Annotated in this window: 22 protein-coding genes; 8 read left to right on the top strand and 14 right to left on the bottom strand. The window is 62.0% G+C overall.

Features of this window, described 5'->3' with window-relative positions:
* The first annotated feature begins 41 nt into the window (after positions 1-41).
* On the top strand, positions 42-1,118 hold the full coding sequence (locus ACF8O8_RS20750; protein WP_014591663.1) for a 3-deoxy-7-phosphoheptulonate synthase: 1,077 nt from the start codon (positions 42-44) through the stop codon (positions 1,116-1,118).
* Positions 1,119-1,187: 69 nt separating this feature from the next.
* Here the strand turns inward: ACF8O8_RS20750 and ACF8O8_RS20745 are convergent, their stop codons facing one another.
* Complete coding sequence (locus tag ACF8O8_RS20745) at positions 1,188-1,469, bottom strand: GNAT family N-acetyltransferase (RefSeq protein WP_003250290.1); 282 nt, start codon at positions 1,467-1,469, stop codon at positions 1,188-1,190.
* 507 nt (positions 1,470-1,976) lie between these two features.
* Here ACF8O8_RS20745 and ACF8O8_RS20740 point away from each other — a divergent pair.
* On the top strand, positions 1,977-2,228 hold the full coding sequence (locus ACF8O8_RS20740) for an Lpp/OprI family alanine-zipper lipoprotein (protein ID WP_003250288.1): 252 nt from the start codon (positions 1,977-1,979) through the stop codon (positions 2,226-2,228).
* 132 nt (positions 2,229-2,360) lie between these two features.
* Here the strand turns inward: ACF8O8_RS20740 and ACF8O8_RS20735 are convergent, their stop codons facing one another.
* The 3 genes from ACF8O8_RS20735 to ACF8O8_RS20725 all read right to left on the bottom strand — a co-directional run bounded on the left by ACF8O8_RS20735 (position 2,361) and on the right by ACF8O8_RS20725 (position 4,406).
* Positions 2,361-3,338, bottom strand: a complete 978-nt coding sequence (locus ACF8O8_RS20735) for a L,D-transpeptidase family protein (RefSeq protein ID WP_019438671.1) — start codon at positions 3,336-3,338, stop codon at positions 2,361-2,363.
* A 113-nt stretch (positions 3,339-3,451) separates the two neighbouring features.
* On the bottom strand, positions 3,452-3,742 hold the full coding sequence (locus tag ACF8O8_RS20730; protein WP_014591666.1) for a hypothetical protein: 291 nt from the start codon (positions 3,740-3,742) through the stop codon (positions 3,452-3,454).
* 58 nt (positions 3,743-3,800) lie between these two features.
* Positions 3,801-4,406: an arylesterase gene (locus ACF8O8_RS20725; protein WP_020192893.1), complete on the bottom strand. Its 606-nt coding sequence runs from the start codon at positions 4,404-4,406 to the stop codon at positions 3,801-3,803.
* A gap of 10 nt (positions 4,407-4,416) precedes the next feature.
* On the opposite strand from ACF8O8_RS20725, the gene ACF8O8_RS20720 reads away from it, so the two are divergent.
* The gene (locus tag ACF8O8_RS20720) at positions 4,417-5,103 is read left to right on the top strand and encodes an ABC transporter ATP-binding protein (protein ID WP_392510359.1); all 687 of its coding nucleotides are present in this window, start codon (positions 4,417-4,419) and stop codon (positions 5,101-5,103) included.
* Positions 5,100-7,607, top strand: coding sequence for an ABC transporter permease (locus ACF8O8_RS20715; protein WP_392510358.1), 2,508 nt, complete (start codon positions 5,100-5,102; stop codon positions 7,605-7,607). Before ACF8O8_RS20720 ends, ACF8O8_RS20715 begins: the two co-directional genes overlap by 4 nt.
* A 63-nt stretch (positions 7,608-7,670) precedes the next feature.
* Here ACF8O8_RS20715 and greB read toward each other — a convergent pair whose 3' ends face one another.
* The 4 genes from greB to ACF8O8_RS20695 form a co-directional block, all read right to left on the bottom strand.
* Positions 7,671-8,159 (bottom strand): transcription elongation factor GreB, encoded by a 489-nt coding sequence (gene greB, locus ACF8O8_RS20710; protein WP_010953283.1) that lies wholly within the window; start codon positions 8,157-8,159, stop codon positions 7,671-7,673.
* An 11-nt stretch (positions 8,160-8,170) separates the two neighbouring features.
* On the bottom strand, positions 8,171-8,479 hold the full coding sequence (locus tag ACF8O8_RS20705; RefSeq protein ID WP_010953282.1) for a hypothetical protein: 309 nt from the start codon (positions 8,477-8,479) through the stop codon (positions 8,171-8,173).
* A gap of 248 nt (positions 8,480-8,727) precedes the next feature.
* Positions 8,728-9,165, bottom strand: coding sequence for a DoxX family protein (locus tag ACF8O8_RS20700; protein ID WP_010953281.1), 438 nt, complete (start codon positions 9,163-9,165; stop codon positions 8,728-8,730).
* Positions 9,166-9,277: 112 nt separating this feature from the next.
* A complete protein-coding gene (locus ACF8O8_RS20695; RefSeq protein WP_010953280.1) occupies positions 9,278-10,684 on the bottom strand; it encodes a transglycosylase SLT domain-containing protein in 1,407 nt (468 codons plus the stop codon).
* Positions 10,685-10,841: 157 nt separating this feature from the next.
* Between ACF8O8_RS20695 and ACF8O8_RS20690 the strand changes: the two genes are divergently transcribed.
* The 3 genes from ACF8O8_RS20690 (at position 10,842) to ACF8O8_RS20680 (ending at position 13,688) form a co-directional block, all read left to right on the top strand.
* Entirely contained in the window at positions 10,842-11,639 is a 798-nt protein-coding gene (locus ACF8O8_RS20690; RefSeq protein WP_064493427.1) for a TatD family hydrolase, read from the top strand.
* 126 nt (positions 11,640-11,765) lie between these two features.
* The gene (locus ACF8O8_RS20685; protein ID WP_392510357.1) at positions 11,766-13,244 is read left to right on the top strand and encodes a methyl-accepting chemotaxis protein; all 1,479 of its coding nucleotides are present in this window, start codon (positions 11,766-11,768) and stop codon (positions 13,242-13,244) included.
* A gap of 75 nt (positions 13,245-13,319) precedes the next feature.
* Positions 13,320-13,688: an Mpo1-like protein gene (locus ACF8O8_RS20680; RefSeq protein WP_010953277.1), complete on the top strand. Its 369-nt coding sequence runs from the start codon at positions 13,320-13,322 to the stop codon at positions 13,686-13,688.
* A 41-nt stretch (positions 13,689-13,729) separates the two neighbouring features.
* On the opposite strand, the gene ACF8O8_RS20675 is transcribed toward ACF8O8_RS20680, so the two are convergent.
* From ACF8O8_RS20675 to ACF8O8_RS20665, 3 genes are all read right to left on the bottom strand, one after another.
* Positions 13,730-14,527, bottom strand: coding sequence for an acyl-CoA thioesterase II (locus tag ACF8O8_RS20675; RefSeq protein ID WP_010953276.1), 798 nt, complete (start codon positions 14,525-14,527; stop codon positions 13,730-13,732).
* Between the two features lie 77 nt (positions 14,528-14,604).
* Positions 14,605-15,384 (bottom strand): CHAD domain-containing protein, encoded by a 780-nt coding sequence (locus ACF8O8_RS20670; RefSeq protein ID WP_392510356.1) that lies wholly within the window; start codon positions 15,382-15,384, stop codon positions 14,605-14,607.
* A 14-nt stretch (positions 15,385-15,398) separates the two neighbouring features.
* Positions 15,399-15,677 carry a lipoprotein gene (locus ACF8O8_RS20665; RefSeq protein ID WP_003250254.1) on the bottom strand — a complete coding sequence of 93 codons (279 nt, stop codon included), beginning with the start codon at positions 15,675-15,677 and terminating at the stop codon, positions 15,399-15,401.
* Between the two features lie 177 nt (positions 15,678-15,854).
* Between ACF8O8_RS20665 and ACF8O8_RS20660 the strand changes: the two genes are divergently transcribed.
* Positions 15,855-16,895: a patatin-like phospholipase family protein gene (locus ACF8O8_RS20660; protein WP_392510355.1), complete on the top strand. Its 1,041-nt coding sequence runs from the start codon at positions 15,855-15,857 to the stop codon at positions 16,893-16,895.
* Positions 16,896-17,011: 116 nt separating this feature from the next.
* On the opposite strand, the gene ACF8O8_RS20655 is transcribed toward ACF8O8_RS20660, so the two are convergent.
* From ACF8O8_RS20655 to lon, 3 genes are all read right to left on the bottom strand, one after another.
* On the bottom strand, positions 17,012-18,883 hold the full coding sequence (locus ACF8O8_RS20655) for a SurA N-terminal domain-containing protein (RefSeq protein WP_392510354.1): 1,872 nt from the start codon (positions 18,881-18,883) through the stop codon (positions 17,012-17,014).
* Between the two features lie 181 nt (positions 18,884-19,064).
* Positions 19,065-19,337, bottom strand: a complete 273-nt coding sequence (gene hupB / locus ACF8O8_RS20650; protein WP_003250246.1) for a nucleoid-associated protein HU-beta — start codon at positions 19,335-19,337, stop codon at positions 19,065-19,067.
* A gap of 152 nt (positions 19,338-19,489) precedes the next feature.
* Positions 19,490-21,886 (bottom strand): endopeptidase La, encoded by a 2,397-nt coding sequence (gene lon / locus ACF8O8_RS20645; RefSeq protein ID WP_004576798.1) that lies wholly within the window; start codon positions 21,884-21,886, stop codon positions 19,490-19,492.
* Positions 21,887-21,945 lie beyond the last annotated feature (59 nt).

Here is a 21,945-nt window from a genome sequence, read left to right as displayed (position 1 = left end):
GATAGTTGGCGGCCGGCACCCGTGACCTGACGAGTAACACGATGGCTGATTTACCGATCGATGACTTGAACGTTGCCTCCAACGAGACCCTGATCACCCCTGATCAGCTCAAGAAGGAAATCCCCCTCAGCGCCAAGGCCCTGCAGACCGTGACTGCCGGCCGTGAAGTGGTGCGCAATATTCTCGACGGCAAGGACCATCGCCTGTTCGTCGTGGTCGGCCCTTGCTCCATCCACGACATCAAGGCAGCCCACGAATACGCCGAGCGCCTGAAAGTGCTGGCCGAAGAAGTGTCCGATACGCTGTACCTGGTCATGCGCGTGTACTTCGAAAAGCCGCGCACCACCGTCGGCTGGAAAGGCCTGATCAACGATCCGTACCTGGATGACTCGTTCAAGATCCAGGACGGCCTGCACATCGGCCGCAAGTTGCTGCTGGACCTGGCCGAAATGGGCCTGCCGACCGCCACCGAAGCGCTCGACCCGATTTCGCCGCAGTACCTGCAAGACCTGATCAGCTGGTCGGCCATCGGTGCCCGCACCACCGAATCGCAAACACACCGCGAGATGGCCTCGGGCCTGTCCTCGGCGGTGGGTTTCAAGAACGGTACCGACGGCGGCCTGACCGTTGCCATCAATGCCCTGCAGTCGGTGTCCAAGCCGCACCGCTTCCTGGGCATCAACCAGGAAGGCGGCGTGTCGATCGTCACCACCAAGGGCAACCCATACGGCCACGTGGTACTGCGCGGCGGCAATGGCAAGCCGAACTACGACTCGGTCAGCGTCGCCCTGTGCGAACAGGACCTGGCCAAGGCCAAGATCAAGGCCAACATCATGGTCGACTGCAGCCATGCCAACTCCAACAAGGACCCGGCCCTGCAACCGCTGGTGATGGAGAACGTCGCCAACCAGATCCTCGAAGGCAACCAGTCGATCATCGGCCTGATGGTCGAAAGCCACCTGAACTGGGGCTGTCAGTCCATTCCGAAAAACCTGGACGATTTGCAGTATGGCGTGTCGATCACGGACGCCTGCATCGACTGGTCGGCTACCGAGAAAACCCTGCGCAGCATGCATGCCAAGCTCAAGGATGTGCTGCCGCAGCGTAAGCGCGGCTGAACATTGCGGGAATGAAAAACGCCGGGCACTGCCCGGCGTTTTTTGTTGTGTCTGGTGCCTGTCGTCAGCTCAGGCCTTGCTCGAATGCCGCTGCTGGCGCTCCATGTAACGCTCCACATATGAGCAAGACGGGATCACCGTGTACCCCATCTGCTCGGCGTACTCCAGAGCCCGCTCGGTCAGGGCGGCAGCGATCCCACGGCCGCGCAGGGCGTTGGGCACGAAGGTGCGATAGATGTCCAGCGTCTGCTTGCCCAGATCCATGTACGTCAAGTAGGCACGATGACCGTCCACGTTGGTCTCGAACTGATGACCGGCCTGGTCATGGTGGATGGTCAGCGCTTCGCTCATCACTACTCCTCGCAGGTCTTCTCGGCAGACCCTTACCTTAACCGATGGTGGTTTATCCGGCACAGAATCCTCTACGCCACCTGTTGCCGCTTCGACCATTGGACGATTGTAATCGTTCGGATCGTCTGGCACTGACAAGATAGTAGGCACCGCAAGCGGGATTGCTCAAGGTGCTGGCGGTTAAAAAAGGCTAAACCGCCGCCTAGGCGACTTTCCCAAGCCCGCCCAACAGCCACCGGATGTACTAGGGCTTAAGACGCTGATCGACAGTTAAAGTCACCCTTAGTTCAACAAAAAAGTTCCTGTACCACAACCGCTTGCGAACCCTGCAGATTTTTTTCACAGACACGTCGCAAATCTTGTCGGCGCGGAGTCAAGCAACATTTTTTTTGCAGTTCTTGCGCTCTGTCAGTTTACTTACTACAAGTAATGGGTACTATGTACGCCGGCCAGTTTCTCTTTCCTGAGAGATGGCTATTTAATAGAAAGTCCTTGAAGGGGAACACGATGAACAACGTTCTGAAATTCTCTGCTCTGGCTCTGGCCGCAGTTCTGGCTACCGGTTGCAGCAGCGTATCCAAAGAAACCGAAGCTCGTCTGACTGCGACTGAAGACGCAGCAGCTCGCGCTCAAGCTCGTGCTGACGAAGCCTACCGTAAGGCTGACGACGCAATGGCAGCCGCTCAGAAGGCTCAGCAGACCGCTGACGAAGCCAACGAGCGCGCTCTGCGTATGCTGGACAAAGCCAGCCGCAAGTAATAATCCTCACGGATTGTTAAGAAGCCGACCCACTTGTGGGTCGGCTTTTTTATTGCCTTTGAATCCGACAAACGCGGCCAGCAGGTACAAAAAGGCCTGCACTAAGGCAGGCCTGGGTGTGTCGAAATCACCTTACTGCAGTTCGGGCGGAATGCTCGACACCATCGGTGCGGCCCCTTGGTTTTCCACCGGCACGGCAATTTCTACCGGCATGCCATCTTCTGCAGCCACCACGTCACGTACCATGTCCCAGTTCATGCGTAGGTTATTGGCCAGGTCTTCACGCTTGAGCAAGGCATTGATAACTGCGGTGTGTTTGTCGACAACCGACGGGTTACCCTGGTCATCCAGTGGCGTGTGTGCCTCAAGATAGACCTTGCCAGCGCTGATACCGAACTTGTAAGGCTCGTTGATGATGCGCACCGGAGTCCCCACCGGCACCATCTTCGACAGTTCAAGCACGTTGTTGTTGAACATGCGGAAGCAACCGTGACTGGTGCGCATGCCAATGCCGAACTTCTTGTTCGAACCATGGATCAGGTAGCCCGGTACGCCCAAGGTGAACTTGAACGGCCCCAGCGGGTTGTCCGGGCCAGCCGGCACCACAGTCGGCAGGATGTCACCGTCCTCGGCGTGCTCTTTGCGAATCGAAGCGGGCGGCGTCCAGGTCGGGTTGGGCGTCTTGGCGGTGATCCTGGTGTTGGCGATCGGCGACCCCCACCCCTCGCGACCAATGCCCAGCGGGAAGGTGTACACCACGCTCTCCCCCTTGGGGAAGTAGTACATGCGGTACTCGGCCAGGTTGATGACGATGCCTTCGCGCGGGCCCGGCGGCAGGACGAAACGGGTCGGCAGGATGATCTCGGTGCCGGCGCCCGGCAGCCAAGGGTCCACGCCGGGGTTGGCGGCAATCATTTCCAGGTAGCCGAGGTCGTTTGCGGTGCCGATATCGGCGAACGTGTCCTCGTACTTTGCCTTGATCACATGCACCTGGCCGACGATGTCTTCACCGGGCGGTGGCAGTGGCAGCTCCAGCGCAGCAGCGGGGCCCGCTACCAGCAGGGCGGCCAGGGACAGGCTACGGGTGACGGCAGGAAAGCGCGGCAACATCCGGTAAATCCTTCGAAAGGTGGGTCAAGAGGATCGATTGTACACCCGCGCCGATGCAAGCGGGAGGCATTGGCACGTTGCAAGCGTTTCAGATGATGAAAGGTGCTTTTCGTTCAGCTGCCGTGCAGCTCTGGCCACACCGGACGCATGCCACGTCGCTGGGCATCGAGGATGGCACGGCACAGCTCACACAGGCGACCATCGCGGTAGATCGATCGCGGCACCCCCGACCAACGCGGCTGGGCTGGCAGCAGGCCGCCACACAAAGTACGGTCGACCGGCACGCCCAGCTCGAGCTGGCGGGCCACGAGGTGGACGCGGCTTTCCTGGCAGGCGAACAGGTCGAGCTGCTCGTCGGGCTCGATCAGTTGATAGGCATACAGGGACCAGGCAGGGCGCGGCATTTGGAGCACTCGAAACGGGGGGCGCAACATTAGCCCAAAGGCGCCCCCGTTTAAAGCTTCACAGCAAGGGTTTTATCGCTGGCCAGGCATTTTCCAGCAGGCGCTGCTGAGCCCCCTGGGCCGGATGGATGCCATCAGCCTGCATCAGTTCAGGTACGCCCCCTACCCCTTCGAGGAAAAACGGCACCAAAGGAACCTGTTTGTCCGCTGCCAGCTGTTCATACACCTTGGCAAAGGCGGTGGTGTAACGCACACCATAATTGGGCGGCAGGCGCATGCCCAATAGCAGCACCTTGGCCCCTGCCTGACGCGAATGCTCGATCATCGAGGCAAGATTTTGTTGCAATTGTGCAGGCGACTGCCCGCGCAGGCCATCGTTGCCGCCCAGCTCCAGCACCACCAGGCTCGGTTTATGTGCTGCAAGCAGCGCCGGCAGCCGCGCCTGGCCACCTGCGCTGGTGTCGCCACTGATCGAAGCATTGACCACTTTGTCGTCAAAACCTTCGTCCCTGAGGCGGGCCTGCAAGAGAGACACCCAGCCCTGACGGCTATCCAGGCCAAAACCGGCGCTGATACTATCGCCAACAACCAGCAGTGTTCCTGCCGCTGCGCTCTGGGCCAGGCAATACAGGGCCAGACCGGCACTCAACCACCACACTCGCATCGGATTCTCCATGAGCCCCAGCATTCTCGTTGCGCAGAACCTTAGCAAAGTGGTCCCCAGCGCGGAAGGTGACCTTACCATCCTCCACGCACTGTCTCTCGACCTGGCCCAAGGCGACAGCCTGGCCATCGTCGGCGCCTCGGGCTCTGGCAAGTCGACCCTGCTCGGCTTGCTCGCCGGCCTCGACCGCCCCAGCGCTGGCAATGTCGTGCTCGCCGGCCACGACCTGGGGCCACTGGATGAAGACCAACGCGCCCGTGTGCGCGCCGAACATGTGGGTTTCGTGTTCCAGTCGTTCCAGCTGCTCGACAGCCTCAATGCACTGGAAAACGTCATGCTGCCACTGGAGCTGGACGGCCGCCGCGATGCCCGCGAACAGGCTCGCACTTTGCTGGAGCGGGTCGGCCTGGGCAAACGCCTGAGCCACACACCTCGGCAGCTGTCGGGCGGCGAGCAGCAGCGCGTGGCAATCGCCCGCGCCTTCGCCGCGCAGCCTGCGGTGCTGTTCGCCGATGAGCCCACCGGCAACCTCGACAGCCACACCGGCGAACGCATCAGCGACTTGTTGTTCGAGCTGAACAAGGAGCGCGGCACTACCTTGGTGCTGGTCACCCATGACGAACGCCTGGCCCGCCGCTGCCGGCGCCAGATCCGCCTGGACGCGGGCCGCCTTGTGGCGCCGATGGAGGTCTGGTGAGCCGTATGCCGCTGTCCCGCCTGTGTGGCCTGGCACTGCGCCAGTTGCTGCGCGATGTTCGCGCCAGCGAAGTGCGCGTGCTGTTCTTTGCCCTGTTGGTGGCGGTAGCCGCCAGCACCGCCATCGGCTATTTCGGCGCCCGCCTCAACGGCGCCATGCAGCTGCGCGCCAGCGAGTTCCTGGGCGCCGATCTGGTACTGCAGGGCAGCGCCCCGGCCCGCGAGCAACAGCTCGATGCCGGCAAGGCACTGGGCTTGCGCCATGCACGCGTGGTCGAGTTCACCAGCGTGGTCGGCGGCGACAATGGCATCCAGCTGTCCAGCGTAAAGGCTGCCGACGGCGCCTACCCGTTGCGCGGGCAAGTACGCAGCGCTCTGGCACCCTATGCCGAAGAAACACCCGGCGGCGGCCCTGCCCCTGGCGAAGTGTGGGTCGAACCGCGCCTGTTGGCGGCACTGGGGCTGGCGATCGGCGACAGCATCGACGTGGGCATGAAAAACCTGCGCATGAGCCGCGTGCTTACCTACGAACCGGACCGCGCCAACAACTTCTACAGCCTTACCCCACGCGTGATGATGAACCTGGCCGACCTGGAAGCCACCGGCGTGATCCAGCCCGGCAGCCGGGTCACCTATCGCGACCTGTGGCGCGGCGATGCCGAGGCGCTGGCGCAGTATCGTCAGGCCGTGGAAAAAGACCTGGCCGCCAACCAGCGCCTGCGTGACACCCGTGATGGCAACCAACAGATCGGCGGCGCGCTGGGCAAAGCCGAACGCTACCTGAACATGGCCAGCCTGGTGGCTGTATTGCTGGCAGGCGTAGCCGTGGCACTGTCGGCCAGTCGCTATGCTGCACGCCGGCTGGACGCCAGTGCCCTGCTGCGCTGCCTGGGCCTGTCGCGCCACCAGGCATTGGGCCTGTATTGCCTGCAACTGGCCATGCTCGGCCTGGTCGCTGCCCTGGCCGGCGCCTTGCTCGGCTGGCTGGCTCAGCAGGGCCTGTTCCGCCTGCTGCACGGCTTGCTGCCGAGCGTGGTGCCCGCTGGCGGCATCGTTCCTGCGCTGGCAGGTATCGGTACCGGGCTGGTGGCACTGGCTGGCTTTGCCCTGCCGCCGATTGCAGCGCTGGGCCAGGTGCCGCCACTGCGCGTGCTGCGCCGTGACCTGCTGCCGATACCTGCGAGCAGTTGGCTGGTGTACGGCGCCGCCCTGCTCGCCCTGGGCCTGATCATGTGGCGCCTGAGCCTCGATCTGCTGCTCACCTTCGCCCTGCTCGGTGGCGGCCTGGTCGCTGCACTTCTGCTCGGCGGCCTGCTGTTGCTCGGTTTACGCAGCCTGCGCCAGCTGCTGGCCGGTGCGCCACTCACCTGGCGCCTGGGGCTGGGCCAGCTATTGCGCCACCCCACGGCGGCAGCAGGCCAGGCCCTGGCATTCGGCCTGATACTGCTGGCCATGGCCTTGGTCGCCCTGCTGCGCGCAGAGCTGCTCGATACCTGGCAAGCACAGCTACCCAAGGATGCGCCTAACCACTTCGCCCTGAACATCCTGCCAGATGACCGTGAGCCGTTCATTCAACACCTGCACCAGGTCAATGCCGCCTCAGCGCCGCTGTACCCGGTGACGCCCGGGCGCCTGGTGCAAATCAACGAAAAACCGGTACAGCAGGTGGTCAGCAAGGACTCGGCAGGCGAGCGCGCCGTGCAGCGCGACCTCAGCCTGACCTGGGCCGCCGAGTTGCCCGAAGGCAACGTGCTGACCGCAGGCAGTTGGTGGCCAGCCTTGCCAGCCGACAACGATATCCCCGGGGTTTCGGTGGAGGCGGAACTGGCCAGCAGCCTGAAACTGCAGATGGGCGACCTGCTGACGTTCGATATTGGCGGCCAGCAGCGCCAGGCCCGCGTCAGCAGCCTGCGCAACGTGCATTGGGACAGCTTCCAGCCGAACTTCTACATGATCTTCCAGCCTGGCACGCTGCAGGGGCTGCCGACCACTTACCTGACCAGCTTCTACCTGGCACCGGGGCATGACCTGGATGTCGTCGCGCTGTCACGGGCATTTCCGGCGGTGACCATCCTGCAGGTGGATGCCTTGCTCGACCAGCTGCGCAGCATTCTCGCCCAGGTAACCCTGGCGGTGGAGTATGTGTTGCTGTTCGTGCTGGCCGCCGGGCTGGCAGTGCTGTTCGCCGGCTTGCAGGCCACGCTGGACGAACGCATTCGCCAAGGCGCACTGTTGCGCGCACTGGGCGCGGCGCGGCCGTTGCTGGTCAAGGCCCGGCGAATCGAGTTCGGCCTGCTGGGTGCGGCCAGCGGGCTATTGGCGGCCGTGGGCTGCGAACTGATTACCTGGGTGCTGTACCGCTATGCCTTCGATTTGCAGTGGAGCCCGCACCCGTGGCTGCTGGTGTTGCCGCTGACGGGGGCACTGCTGGTGGGTGGTGCTGGGGTGCTGGGAACACGGCGGGCGTTGAATGCCAGCCCGCTGGCGGTGTTGCGCGAGGCTTGAGACCTGGCTGTCAGCGCTTCTGCCGGGACAGCACATGCCTCAAGCTGACGCAAGACGGGCCAGTCAGTCCGTCGAGACGCCCTGGCCGTAACGGATGCTGCTCACATACCAGGTCGCTTCACCGGTAGGTGTATGCACCACCACCTCATCACCCTCCTCCTTCTTCAGCAAGGCACGGGCCATGGGCGAATCGATCGAGATGTAATCGTTGCGCCCGTAGATCTCGTCGTAGCCGACAATGCGAAACTTCATGGTCTCGCCCTCGTCGTTCTCGATCTCAACCCAGGCACCGAAAAACACTTTGCCTTCCTGCTCGGGCGAGTACGCCACCACTTTCACATCTTCAAGCCGCTTGCGCAGGTATCGCACCCTGCGGTCGATTTCGCGCAGCAGCTTCTTGTTGTACTGGTAGTCCGCGTTCTCGCTGCGGTCACCCAACGAAGCCGCCCAGGCAACCTTTTGGGTGATTTCCGGACGATACACCCGCCACAGGTGGTCCAGCTCTTTCTTCAGCGCCTCATGGCCTTCTGTGGTGATGATATTGGTGCTCAATAGCGCATTCCTCAGCGGCGGGTAATCAGGCCTTGACGCGCGATGCGGGTGAGATGGCCGATGACTTCGGCGGCTTCGTCCGGTGCCGGCGCCTGGATCACAGCCAGGTCGAAACGATCATTGCCATACTGCGCGAGGTGACAGCCGCTATCGGCGAACTGGATCAGAAAGGCACGCGCCTGCCCCTTGCGCCGTGACAGGCCTTCAAGATGACGCAAAAGGCTGGGTTGATGCCGGCCGCCGAGCAGGATGCGCGGTGTGCGGGACGCCTGGCTGGCAGGCAAAGGGCTCAAACAGACACTGGTACGTGGGCAACTCATGGAGCTTCTCTCCGCCTCGCGAATCCCGCTGGGCAGCGGTGGGAGGCGTCACCGAACCAGCGCTTTAGCGGTATTTCGGACGGCCCGGAGGTGGGGCTTTCCTGCGCCCCGCAAGTAGCTGTTTAAATCGGCGCAGGCGGTATGCTAGAGCGATGAGCCCCAAGTTGCAAGCGACAAGCCGCAAGCAAGAACAAGCCGAGTATTGGCCTGCGCTTGCCTGCGGCTCGTAGCACACAGCGTGCAGCTGATTACCGGGCGATCAGGCGGTCGAGCGAGAAGCGGCCAGCGCCTTCGATCATGACTGCAACGGTGCCGGCCAACAGCGCCAGGGCGAACTCATAGCCGTTGTTGGACATGAACAGGCCGTTGCCGATGTGCACCGAAACGATCGCCACTATCAAGGTCACCGTCAGCGCCAGGGCCGCCGGGCGAGCCAGCAGGCCGACCACCAAGGCCAGGCCACCGAAGAATTCGGCACTACCGGACAATAGGGCCATCAGGTAACCCGGCGCCAGGCCGATGCTTTCCATCCATTGGCCGGTGCCTTCCAGGCCGTAGCCACCGAACAGGCCGAAGAGTTTTTGCGCCCCATGAGCCATGAAGATGATGCCGACCAGGATGCGGATAACGCTCAAGCCAGCGCCAGCACGTGTAGAGAACAGAGCGTTGAGGGTAGTGTTGTTCATGTCGAAGCGTCCTTGAAGTGAAGCAGTTGTGTGGGTATAGGCGCCATCATAATCAATTCTATTGATATGAAAATCGCAAAAAACCCAACATAACAATCGACAAAATCGATACTTAACGCTTCGCTACACGCTCCAGTGCCGCACGTTCGCGGTTGAACGCCAGGTAGTACTTGTTGATGCTGTTGACGAAGTTGACCGGTCCCATCCCCACTTGCTCCATGGCGATGCGTTCGGTCTGGAAAAACCACTGGTTGCCGTTGAGCCCCCGCCGTCGAGCCTCTGCACGCATGGCCTGAACCCGCTCGGGGCCCAGGTTGTAGGCTGCCAGCACGAAGGCCATGCGCTCACGCTCGTTGATCTTGGCACTGGCAAAAAACTTGCGCCGGATAAGCGCCAGGTAACGGGCACTGGCCAGGACATTGCCATCTACCGTCGCAGTATTGCTCACCCCCACCCGCTGGGCCGCCGAAGGGGTAATCTGCATCAGGCCATGGGCACCGCCAGTACCGCGTGCAGCCGGGTTGAGCGTCGACTCCTTGAAGGCCAATGCAGCCAGGTTGAGCCAGTCGATCTGTTGCGCCTGGCCATGCTTCTGCAACACCGCCCGCACCGATGCCAGACGCTGGCGATCCTTGCTGGCCAACGGGTTGTGTACCCGGTACTGGCGGCGGTAGATGCGCTCGAACGCCGCATCCTGGTTATCTGGCGCGCGGTAACCTTGCAGAAAGTGATCGACTGCGGCCAGCAATTGCGGCGCTTCCCCCCCTACATACCAGCGCATGGCTTGCGGCGCCCCCAGGCGCACCCGGCTGTCCAGGCGCAGGCGCGGCATAACCCGGGCCCAACGCCGGGCAATGGGCTGCTCGACCACGGTCAGGTGGTAGATGCCTGCCTGTACCATCTCCAGCACATCCTCCACGGCCAGCGTCGAATCGACCCACTCCACTTTGATCGGCGGCCGCTTGCGCAGTGCCAGTTGCTGGTTGACCTGCTGGATCAGCGGCCCGGCGGCACTGGCACTGGTCAGGGCCACGGTACGCCCTGACAGCTGTTCGACCTTGCTGAAACTTCGCTCGCCTTTGCGCCCGACCAGCATCAGCGGCACCTGGTCGAGTATCGGTGCACTGCTGCGGACACCGCTCACCGTAGTGGGGTCAAGCAGCTCGCCCGGCGCGGCCAGGTCACCCTCGCCGCGGGCCAGGGCGCCCAGCAACTGTTCCTTGGCCCGCGGGATGAGCTTTAGCTGGATCTGTTGGTCGTCGGCGGTACGAGCATTGAGGAAATGCTCCAGGGCACGCAGGCGATAATACTCGATGCCGACTGGCTCACCCTTCACCTCACCAGAACTGTTGCGGCTCTGGTTGACCAGCACTCGCAGTACTTTGCTGGTGCGAATCTGCGCCAGGTCACGCACCTTGGCAGGCGGTATGTTTTGCTGCGGCCCCGGCGAGCGCGCCTGGGCGGGACCGGCAAAGGCCAACCCCAGCGTCAGCAGAAAAATGAGCCAGCATCGCTGCATGCGAAAACGTGTCCGTGGTCGGTGAGCGGCATCCATGGGTTGCACCGCCAAGTGATAAACGACGGTAAAAGACCACGGCAACAGCATGAAGTTCTTGGTTTTTTCAGAAAAACGCGGTTTTTGCTATGCTGGCCGCCCCGCGGCACGAGATAGCACCATGCAACTGATCGATATCGGCGTCAACCTGACCAACAGCAGTTTCCACGACCAACAGGCCGCAATCGTCGAGCGCGCACTGGAGGCCGGCGTTACGCAAATGCTGCTGACAGGCACCAGCCTGGCGGTCAGCGAACAAGCGCTGGAGCTGTGCCAACAACTGGATGCCAGCGGCGCGCACCTGTTCGCCACGGCCGGCGTGCACCCTCATGATGCCAAGGCCTGGGATGCCGACAGCGAGCGCCAGCTGCGACTGTTGCTGAGCGAACCGCGCGTACGCGCGGTAGGCGAATGCGGCCTGGATTTCAACCGCGACTTTTCCCCTCGCCCGCTGCAGGAAAAAGCCCTGGAAGCCCAGCTGACACTGGCTGCGCAGCTGCGCCTGCCGGTGTTCCTGCACGAGCGCGATGCCAGCGAGCGCTTGCTGGCGATTCTCAAGGACTACCGCGACCACCTGACCGGCGCGGTGGTGCACTGCTTCACCGGTGAGCGCGAGGCGCTGTTCGCCTACCTGGACCTGGACCTGCACATCGGCATTACCGGCTGGATCTGCGACGAACGCCGCGGCACTCACCTGCACCCGCTGGTGGGCAACATCCCTGAAGGCCGGCTTATGCTGGAAAGCGACGCGCCCTACCTGCTGCCGCGCAGCTTGCGGCCCAAGCCCAAGAGCGGGCGCAACGAGCCGGCGTTCTTGCCGGAGGTACTGCGCGAGGTGGCCTTGCATCGCGGTGAATCAGCCGAGCACACGGCGGCGCATACCACGGCAACGGCGCGCGATTTTTTCCAGCTCCCCTGAGTCTCGCGTGTTGTTGCGGGGCGGGTGAACACAGTTGATATGCATCAACACATGTCCAGGTGGATGTGGGCACAATGATGGCACCTTGCCAATATTGTTTCCGCTCAACTCAGAGAAGACCTGCCCATGGGTGCCTGGCTTAGCAATGTTTCCCTGAAGTACAAATTCTGGGCCGTCAACGCAGTGGCCTTTGTCACCACCTTGCTGCTGGTGCTGTACGCCGTGCACCTGGAGCAACGCGCACGTGCCGAGGCGGCTCAGGCCCAGGCGGCCGCGCAAGCCCAGTTGCTGGCCGCCTGGCCAGCCGGGCAAGCACTGCCACGCCCGGCCAACGTCATCAGTTGGTCAACCGGGCAAACGCCAACCTACGCCGGGGAGGCGCTCGATGCCCTGCGCAACGCCCAAGGCTGGGTAGCATTGCCGAGCGCCTGGATCCTCGGTGAAAACCCGCTGCGTGGCGCACAGGTATTGCGCAATGGCGACCAGCAGTTGGCTGTGCTGGCCCAGTCGCCCAGCCTGCGCCAGGTCTTCTTCGATCGCTTCAGCAATTACGCGGTGTGTGTGCTGATCCTGATGCTGGCCATGCTCGGCGCCTCGCAACTGCTGATCCGCTTCCTGCTCAGCCAACTCAACACCCTCAAGGACGTGATGCTGCACGTGGAAAAAACCGGCGACCTGTCGGCCCGCGTACCGCTAGCCAGTGGCGACGAGGTCGGCCAGATGGCCGGGGCCTTCAACGCCATGCAATCCACCTATCACCGCGTGGTCAGCACCGTCGCCCACAGCGCAGCACAGCTGGACTCGGGCGCTGCACGCCTGGCCGCCAGCATGAGCGACGTACGCCATGGCATGCTCGGCCAGCAGAGTGAAACCGACCAGGCCGCCACTGCCATCAACGAAATGTCGGCGACCGTGCACCACATTGCCCAGCACGCCGGTGCCACCCGCGATTTGTCACAAACCGCCGACACCTTGGCCGGCAGCGGCCAAGCGGTAGTCAGCCGAGTGCAGGATTCGATTTCCGGGCTTTCCAGCGGCGTGCAACAAACTGCCGAGATGATTCGACAACTAGCCGAGGACAGCCAGAAGATCAACGGTGTAGTCAGTGTGATCCACAGTATTGCCGAACAGACCAACTTGCTGGCGCTTAACGCTGCCATCGAAGCCGCGCGCGCCGGCGACCTAGGCCGTGGCTTTGCCGTGGTGGCCGATGAAGTGCGCAACCTGGCCAAACGCGTGCAAACCTCCACGGATGAGATCACCACCATGGTTTCGGCCCTGCAGTCGGGCACCCGCGATGCGGTGGAGTTCATGCAGGAGAGCTCGTACAAGGCCGACGACTGTGTGCGTCAGGCACAGGAAGCCGGTGAGGCGCTGGCTGAAATCACCGGTGCCGTGGCGCAGATGCGCGAAAGCAATACCCAGATCGCTGTAGCGGCCGAGCAGCAAAGCCAGGTAGCCGAGGAAATGAACCGCGCGGTGGTCAGCATCCGCGATGTCACCGAGCGGACCGTGCAGCAGACGGTCGGCTCGGCGACCACCAGCAGCGAACTGGCGACCCTGGCCGGCAAACTGAACAAGGCCATTGGCCAGCTCAAGCTATAGTCACCATAGCCAGGTTCGATTGGCCCCCGCTTGGGGGCCGCACTAAGCTTTGGGCATGACCGAGAGGAAATCCCCATGAGCAAACGCCTGCCCAATCTTCCCGCCTGGCAATGGCGCGGCTACCACCACAATCACCGCCACCCGGCCAACCTGGTGTTGCACCTGATCGCTGTGCCGTTGTTCATTCTGGGGACACTGCTGGTGCTGTCCGGTCTGTTTGGTTTCGACCTCGGCCAGATCGCGGTGGGTGTGATTGCCTTGATCGCAGCGTTGGGCCTGCAGCGCCAAGGCCACCGCCTTGAAGCCCAGCAGCCCGAACCGTTCGCCAACCGCCAGGATGCCGTGCAGCGCTTACTGACCGAGCAGTTCATCACCTTTCCGCGCTTTGTGGTGAGCGGGGCCTGGTGGAGGGCCTGGCGGGAGCGGCACAAGCACCGGCACTGAGCCAGCTGCCGGAGCGCTGCTTGTGAGCAGCCTTGCAAGGGTCAGGCGAAAACGGTGACGGTCTGCCGGCTCAACGCCAACAGCTCGCCCTGCGCCGTCCACAACGCCGCAGCAGCATGCCCATAGCCATCCCGCGCATGCTCGGTCTCCACACAGTACCGGCACCAATCCAGGGTCGACAGCTTCGCCGTTGGCTGGATGAACTCGATGGTCCAGGTCAACGTACTGCCCGCAGCGGGCTGCTTGAGAAACGGCATGAGGCTGGGCGGCCAGGCATCGACCAACGCCAACAGGTGCGCCTCGTTCACCTGTTCTTCCACCACATCCCGCAAGCGCACCCAGCCGCCCATCTTGCGCGACTGATTGCCACTGAATGGCAGCCCACCTACTGCCCAGCGCAGGGCCACGTGCCGCATGAACTCAGGGGTAACGCCTTTGATATAGGGCAACTCCGGGGCCGCCTCATCGAGCGCAGGCATTTCGATGGCCGGCAACGCCGGCACTTCGACCACCGAAGGGCGGCCCGCACCGAAATTGCCCTGCACCAAAGTCACCACCTGGCCATCCTGAACAGCGCGGCCCAGCAACGTGCTAACCGCCTTGCCTTCGCGCAAAACCTCAACCTCGAAGCGGATGGGCACATCCGCCGCTGCGGGTGCCACGAAGCTGATGGCCAATGAGCGTACCGGGCGGTTGTCGCTGATCTTGAGGCGCATGGTTTCATAGACCATGGCCGCCATCAGCCCGCCAAAGGCAGCGCGCCCCTGGGCCCAGCTGGGCGGAATGCTGACGGAATCCGGGTTGGCCCGCACGGCGTCGAGCAGTTGGTTGAAAGTCATTGGCCGGCTCCTGCCTGCAAAGAAAAAGGTCCGCTCATCCTAGCCAGCAAACGCCAGGCATTCAGCCCGCATATCGGTCATTTTCCGTGATAACGCCGCGCCAGCGCCTCTTGCAAGGCGTCCAGCGTCACATCCGACTGGCGCTCCGCCTCATGCAACTCCTGCTCCCAATCAGCCTTGCAGGGGAGCAGGTCGGCATGATCGCGGGCTTGCAGCAGCCATTGCAGGCGGTCGTGCCAATCGCCCAGATCGCCCTGTGCCTTTTTCAGCAGACGTTGCAGTTTCTTCCCTGCGTGATCGAGTTGCGGGTAGGCCTCATCGCCATAGCGTGCACGCTTGATCAGCAAACGCAGGCGGTGGCGATCGTGAGCAGGGTCCTGCAACGCTTTGTGCAACTTGCGCCACTGCTTGACCAAGCGCTTGTCGATACGTTTGCTTAGCGACTTGACCAGCCCCTCCCGGCCCGCCGCCCGCAGGAACAATGGAAAGGCGTCGAGAATCGCCAATACCCTGGCCAGCTGTGGGCTGGCAGCGACACTGGCGAAGGTCCTGTCACGCCCCTCCAGCCGCCGCTGTCCGGCTGCTGTGTGACCGCGCCCGATCAGCTCGGCCGCCAGCACCTCGCGATCACGCAGCGGCGTGGTAAGGGTCCCCAGCGAACGTGCAGCATCCTCCAGCTGTTCCACACCAGGCAGCCCACGCAGCGGCCTCAGCAGACTGCGCAGGCGCCGCAAGGTGGTACGCAAGTCGTGCAAGGCCTCGCTGTCGGTATTGGCAGCCAGGCGTTCACGACAGGCCAGCAAGCGCACCTGCAAGGTCAATATCTGGCCAACGACATGGTCGAGCATGGCAGACATACGATGCTCCCTGTTCAGCGCCCGGCGCGAGATTCACGAATGTAGAATCGCGCCTTTTCAGCTTTGCGGGTACAGCTTTCGTAGCCTTCGAACTGCTGCTGGGTCTTGGCCCCGGTCAGCAGTGACAAGGCCTTGGAATAACTTACAGCACCGGCAAAGCCTTCGGCCTTGGCCAGGTCCAGCTCCTTCCAGGCGGCATCCAGCTGGGTCGCGCAGCTGTCACGGTAGGCCGTCTTGCCCGCGCAGCCAGCTAGGGCCAAGGCAATCAGTGGAAGGCAGATCCAGGCTTTCATCAGTAATACCTCTATGGAAAAACGGTGGCTGTTCGACGCTCCGACAGCTGGAAAGTGCCATGCCCAGCCGGCTTTGCCTGGCCAGTTTTATTGCAGTAGCTCAGCACGGTCTACATTGAAGCACAGGCAGCGATGGGTGCATTGTAGGACCATGATGGCACTGGCCGGGGAATGTTCATGAGCAAACGTGTGGCACTGGTACTGGGATCGGGCGGCGCCCGAGGGTATGCACACATCGGCGTGATCGAAGAAATCGAGCGCCGCGGCTACGACATAGCCTGCGTCGCAGGGTGTTCCATGGGCGCGGTGATTGGCGGTATCTATGCCGCCGGCAAGCTGGACGAGTATCGCAACTGGATCGAAAGCCTCGACTACCTGGATGTGCTGCGCCTGGTCGACGTCAGTTTTCGCCTCGGTGCGATTCGCGGCGACAAGGTGTTCGGGCAGATCCGCAAGATCGTCGGCGAGATAAACATCGAGCAACTGCGCATACCCTACACCGCAGTGGCCGCCGACCTTACCAACCAACAGGAAATCTGGTTCCAGGAGGGTTGCCTGCATCAGGCCATGCGCGCCTCTGCGGCCATTCCCAGCCTGTTCACGCCAGTGATGCAAGGCAACCGCATGCTTGTCGACGGTGGCATCCTCAACCCGCTGCCAATCGTGCCGGTGGTGTCCAGCCATTGCGACCTGATCATCGCGGTCAACCTCAACGCCACCAACCAGAAGCAGTACCAGTTGCCGGTGATCGAGCGCCCTGCGGCATTCAAGATGCGCTTTGACGCCTTGTTGAGCTCGCTGGGTTCACGCTTGCCATTCCGGCGCAAACCGGCGGAAGAGCTGATCCGCATCGAAAAGGAAATCGTCGCCGAGGGGTTGGCACCGCCAAGCCCGTGGCTTGCCGACAGCGCCGACCCGGAAAACCAGCAACCGGCAGCGGCCCCGGAGCGCGAGGGCGCGCCGAAGTCGGCCACCGGCTCTTTCATCATCGACAACGTGGGGCCAGCCTCGCTGCTGGATTTGATCAACCAGAGCTTCGAGGTCATGCAGACTTCGTTGGCACAGTACAAGATTGCCGGCTATCCACCGGATGTGCTGATCAACGTGCCCAAGCGGGTGTGCCGGTTTTTCGAGTTCTACAAAGCGCCGGAACTCATCGCCCTGGGGCGAGAGATTGCACGCGATACGCTGGACAGTTATGAAGGGGCGAAGCGGTAGCACCTGGTTGGCGCCGCACCTGAAGGCGGTGTGGTGCTCGACAATGACCGTGCTTGCGGCTGGCGAAAACGAAACAGGCCGCACTAGGCGGCCTGTTTCTTCATGCAACGAACACCTTAGTAACGGGTGATGTCTGCATTGGCTTCCAGCTGCTTGCGGTAAGCGGCAAAGTCCTGCTGGCCAGCACGGGACGCGAGGTAGCGGCGAATCTGCTGCTTCTCTTCGTCGGTGGCGGTAGCGCCGTCGTTCACACCTTTGAGCTGCAACACCACCAGGCTTCCGTCACGCAGCACTACACTGCCATACACAGGCTTGTCCTTGGCTTGCGGCTTGCCCAGACGGAACAGTGCCTGCAGTTCGGCCGGATCTATACCGTCCTCGCCACGGGTGACTGCTTCATAGGCTTTCCAGCCTTGGCCTTCGTGAACGCTGCCTGCTGCGATGGAACCGTCACGCAGGCCGGCAATCAGCTTGTCTGCCTTGGCCTTGAGTTCGGCAGTCGCCTTCTCTTTGGCCAGGTGCTCCCTGATGTTCTTGGCCACAGCGTCCAGCGGCAGTTGCTCTGGCTTTCGGTGTTCCTTGACGCGCAGCACCACGGTGGTCTCAGGGTCGAGCTCGATGGCGGTGCTGTTGGCACCCTCATCCAGCACTTCTTCAGAGAACGCAGCCTGCACCACCGCACGGTTGGCGGTAATGCCTTCACCGCCCTCGCGGCCGAAGGCGGCAGAGGTGTGCACCTTGAGGTTCAGGTCCTGAGCCGGCTGGGCCAGGTCGGAAGCCTCGTAGGCAGCATCCTGCAGTTGCTTGCTGGCGTCGACATAACGCTGCTCGACCAGCGGCATCTTCAGATCGCGAGTCAGTTTGTCCTTCAGGCTGGCGAAGCTCGGTACTTCTGGCGCCTGGACGCCCAGCAGCTTGATCAGATGGTAGCCAAACTCGGTGCGCACCGGTGCAGATACCTGCCCATCCTGCAGCTTGTACAGCGCCTCTTCGAAGGCCGGGTCGTATACACCCGGGCCGGCAAAGCCGAGGTCACCACCGGTGTTGGCGGAGCCTGGGTCCTGAGAGAACTCCTTGGCCAAAGCGGCAAAGTCCTCACCCTTGGCCAGACGCTGCTCGATCTCTTCGGCGCGGGCCTTGGCCTGGGCGTCGGTGACCTTGTCGTTGACCTCGATGAGGATGTGCGCGGCATGGCGCTGCTCGGCCAGGTTGGCGATTTCCTTCTCGTACTGGGCCTTGAGCTCTTCGTCAGTCACTTTGACCTGATCGAAGAAAGCCGACTTCTTCAGCTCGATGTAGTCGATCACGACCTGGTCAGGCGACATGAACTCCTTGGCGTGCTGGTCGTAGTGCGCCTTGACCTCTTCGTCGCTGACCTTGACTGCGGCCGGGTCGGCCTTGAACGTCAGGGAGGCGAAGTCGCGGGTCTGCTTCTCCAGGCGAGCGAAGGCATCGACCTGTTGATCGGTGACGAAGCTGCTGCCGGCCAGGCCGGTGCGCAGTTGGCCGATGAGCATTTCCTCGCCGAGCATCTCGCGGAACTGCATGCGACCGTAGCCCATCTGGCGGATCACCTGGTCGAAACGCTCAGCGCTGAACTTGCCGTCCACCTGGAACTCAGGGGTCTGCAGGATCACCTGATCCAGCGCGGCCTCGGAGAATGCGAACTTGGCATCCTCAGCACCTTGCAGCAGCAGCTTGCGGCTGATCAGCCCCTTGAGTGCCTCCTCTCGCAGCAACTTGTCATCCAACAGCGCCGGGTCGAAATCCTTGCCCAACTGTTGCATCAGTTGACGGCGCTGCATGTCGGCCGCCTGGCTCAGTTCGTTCTGGCTGATGGTCTGGCCGTTCACCTTGGCGGCGTCCTGGCTATGAGTGGCGGCCTGGAAAATGGCTTCGAAACCGGTCAATGCCATCAACACGACGATAAGGCCGATGATGGTCTTGGCAATCCAACCTTGTGAATTGTCCCTGATATTTTGCAGCATGCGTCCCCCAGAAACGGCTGTACCACTGCGTCGACAACCGCGGAGCGTGGGTAGAATCCTGATAAAAGAAAGGCGCATCCGAGGATGCGCCTTTTCTTAGCAAACGTGTCAGGCGGGAACGTTTGCGCCCCGCCATCACCGTGCTCGGACCAGGCCAGGCCGGGTCCGGCTGAAAGACGACTTAGTTGACGGCGTCTTTCAGGCCTTTGCCGGCCTTGAAACCTGGAACCTTGGCGGCTTCGATCTTGATTGCCTTGCCGGTTTGCGGGTTGCGGCCGGTACGCTCGGCGCGCTCCTTGACCGAGAAGGTACCAAAGCCAACCAGTACCACATCGTCACCTTGCTTCAGGGCGCCGGTGACGGATTCGATGACTGCGTCCAGCGCACGGCCGGCTACAGCTTTCGGGATGTCTGCAGATGCGGCGATAGCGTCAATCAGTTCCGACTTGTTCACTCTAAGTCCCCTTATTTCTCTATTGAGTTTGTTTCTAAGTATGTAATGAAAAGCTTATGAAACGTGTGCTGGGAGGCATGGCGACAATAACGTGCCGCTTTATAGCAAGGCGCCGAAAATACTGTCAAGGAAAGCCCCCCAGCCAAAAACTACTAATGCGTGCTGATTCTTTCCTTAGCATCGCCGTCGCGCTTCTCGTCTTTCGCGACAATCTCCGGAGCCACATCTGGCAAGGGCTCCGGGGCGTATTGCAGCGCAATTTGCAGGACTTCGTCAATCCATTTGACCGGTTTGATCTGAAGATCCTGTTTGATATTTTCAGGAATCTCCTTGAGATCGCGAACATTTTCCTCGGGAATGATCACCGTCTTGATCCCGCCACGGTGTGCCGCCAGCAGTTTCTCCTTCAGCCCGCCAATGGCCAATACCTGGCCACGCAAGGTGATTTCGCCGGTCATGGCCACATCGGCACGTACCGGAATCTGCGTCAGCGCCGACACCAGTGCGGTGCACATTCCGATACCGGCACTTGGGCCGTCCTTCGGCGTGGCGCCCTCAGGCATGTGAATGTGCACGTCATGCTTCTCGTGGAAGTCGGCGGCAATCCCCAGGCTGCGGGCGCGGCTGCGCACCACGGTCTGCGCGGCGGTAATCGACTCGACCATGACATCGCCCAGCGAGCCGGTCTTGATCAACTGGCCCTTGCCGGGGATGACCACGGCCTCGATGGTCAGCAACTCGCCGCCCACCTGGGTCCAGGCTAGGCCGGTTACCTGGCCGATCTGATCCTGCTGCTCGGCCAGGCCATAGCGGAACTTGCGCACGCCCAGCAGGTGCTCCAGCTGCTCGCTGGCCACCTTGACCTTGACCTGCTTCTGCCCGGTATGCTCCTTGACCACCTTGCGGCAGACCTTGGCAATTTGCCGCTCCAGGCCCCGCACACCGGCTTCACGGGTGTAGTAGCGGATGATGTCGCGAATCGCCGAGATGTCGACTTCCAGCTCTTCCTTCTTCAAGCCGTTGGCCTTGACCTGCTTGGGCACCAGGTACTTGACCGCGATGTTGATCTTTTCGTCCTCGGTGTAGCCAGGCAGGCGGATGACTTCCATCCGGTCCAGCAGCGCCGGCGGGATGTTCATCGAGTTCGAGGTGCACAGGAACATCACGTCCGAGAGGTCGTAGTCGACCTCCAGGTAGTGGTCGTTGAAGTTGTGGTTCTGTTCAGGGTCGAGCACTTCCAGCAGTGCCGAAGCGGGGTCACCGCGCATGTCGCTGCCCATCTTGTCGATCTCGTCGAGCAGGAACAACGGGTTGCGCACGCCCACCTTGGTCATCTTCTGGATCAGGCGACCCGGCATGGAGCCGATGTAGGTACGGCGGTGGCCACGGATCTCGGCCTCGTCACGCACGCCACCCAGGGCCATGCGCACGAACTTGCGGTTGGTGGCGGCAGCGATCGACTCGGCCAGCGAGGTCTTGCCGACACCGGGTGGCCCGACCAGGCACAGCACCGGACCGCGGATCTTCTTGACGCGCTTCTGCACGGCAAGGTATTCGAGGATGCGTTCCTTGACCTCTTCCAGGCCATAGTGGTCGGCATCGAGGATTTCCTCGGCCTTGGTCAGGTCCAGACGCACCTTGCTCTGAGCCTTCCACGGCACCTGCACCAACCAGTCGAGGTACGAGCGCACCACGGTAGCTTCGGCCGACATCGGAGACATTTGCTTGAGCTTGTTCAGCTCCGCCTGAGCCTTGGTCAAGGCATCTTTAGGCAGACCTGCGGCTTCGATGCGCTTTTTCAGCTCTTCGACTTCATTGTGGCCTTCATCACCATCGCCAAGTTCTTTCTGAATGGCCTTCATCTGCTCATTCAGGTAGTACTCGCGCTGGCTGCGCTCCATCTGCTTCTTGACCCGGCCGCGAATGCGCTTTTCGACCTGCAGGAGGTCGATTTCGGCATCCAGCAGTGCCAGCACGTGCTCGACACGGGTAGTCAAGTCGACGATTTCAAGAATTTCCTGCTTCTGCTCGATCTTCAGGGCCATGTGCGCGGCCATGGTGTCGACCAGGCGCCCTGGCTCGTCGATGCTGTTCAGCGAAGACAGCACTTCGGCAGGCACCTTCTTGCCCAGTTGAACGTATTGTTCGAACTGCGACAGCAGCGTGCGCACGAACACTTCCGACTCGCGCTCGGCAGTATCGGTTTCGTCGATCAGGGAGACTTCGGCACGGATGTGCCCTTCAACTTCGGAGAAGCGCTCGACCGCACCCCGCTGCTCGCCCTCGACCAGCACCTTGACGGTGCCATCAGGCAGCTTCAGCAGTTGCAGCACGGTGGCAACGGTACCGACGCGGTACAGGGCGTCCTCGCCCGGATCGTCGTCGGCTGGATTCTTCTGGGCCAGCAGTAGGATCTGCTTTTCGCCCGTCATCGCCGCCTCGAGGGCTTCGATGGACTTTTCGCGCCCCACGAACAGCGGGATAACCATGTGCGGGTAAACAACGACATCGCGCAATGGCAAAAGAGGCAAGTCGAGGGTGGTCTTCATGATTTCGCCTCTACAGCGGCCTTATGGCCGGAAACCGGTGGAAATGATGCTTGGACCTA

Origin of the sequence: Pseudomonas sp. TYF_14 (assembly GCF_043105275.1) — a bacterium.
Classification (GTDB): domain Bacteria; phylum Pseudomonadota; class Gammaproteobacteria; order Pseudomonadales; family Pseudomonadaceae; genus Aquipseudomonas; species Aquipseudomonas alloputida.
Note: the sequence above shows the minus strand (reverse complement) of the source record. Positions and strands in the feature narration are given on the sequence as shown.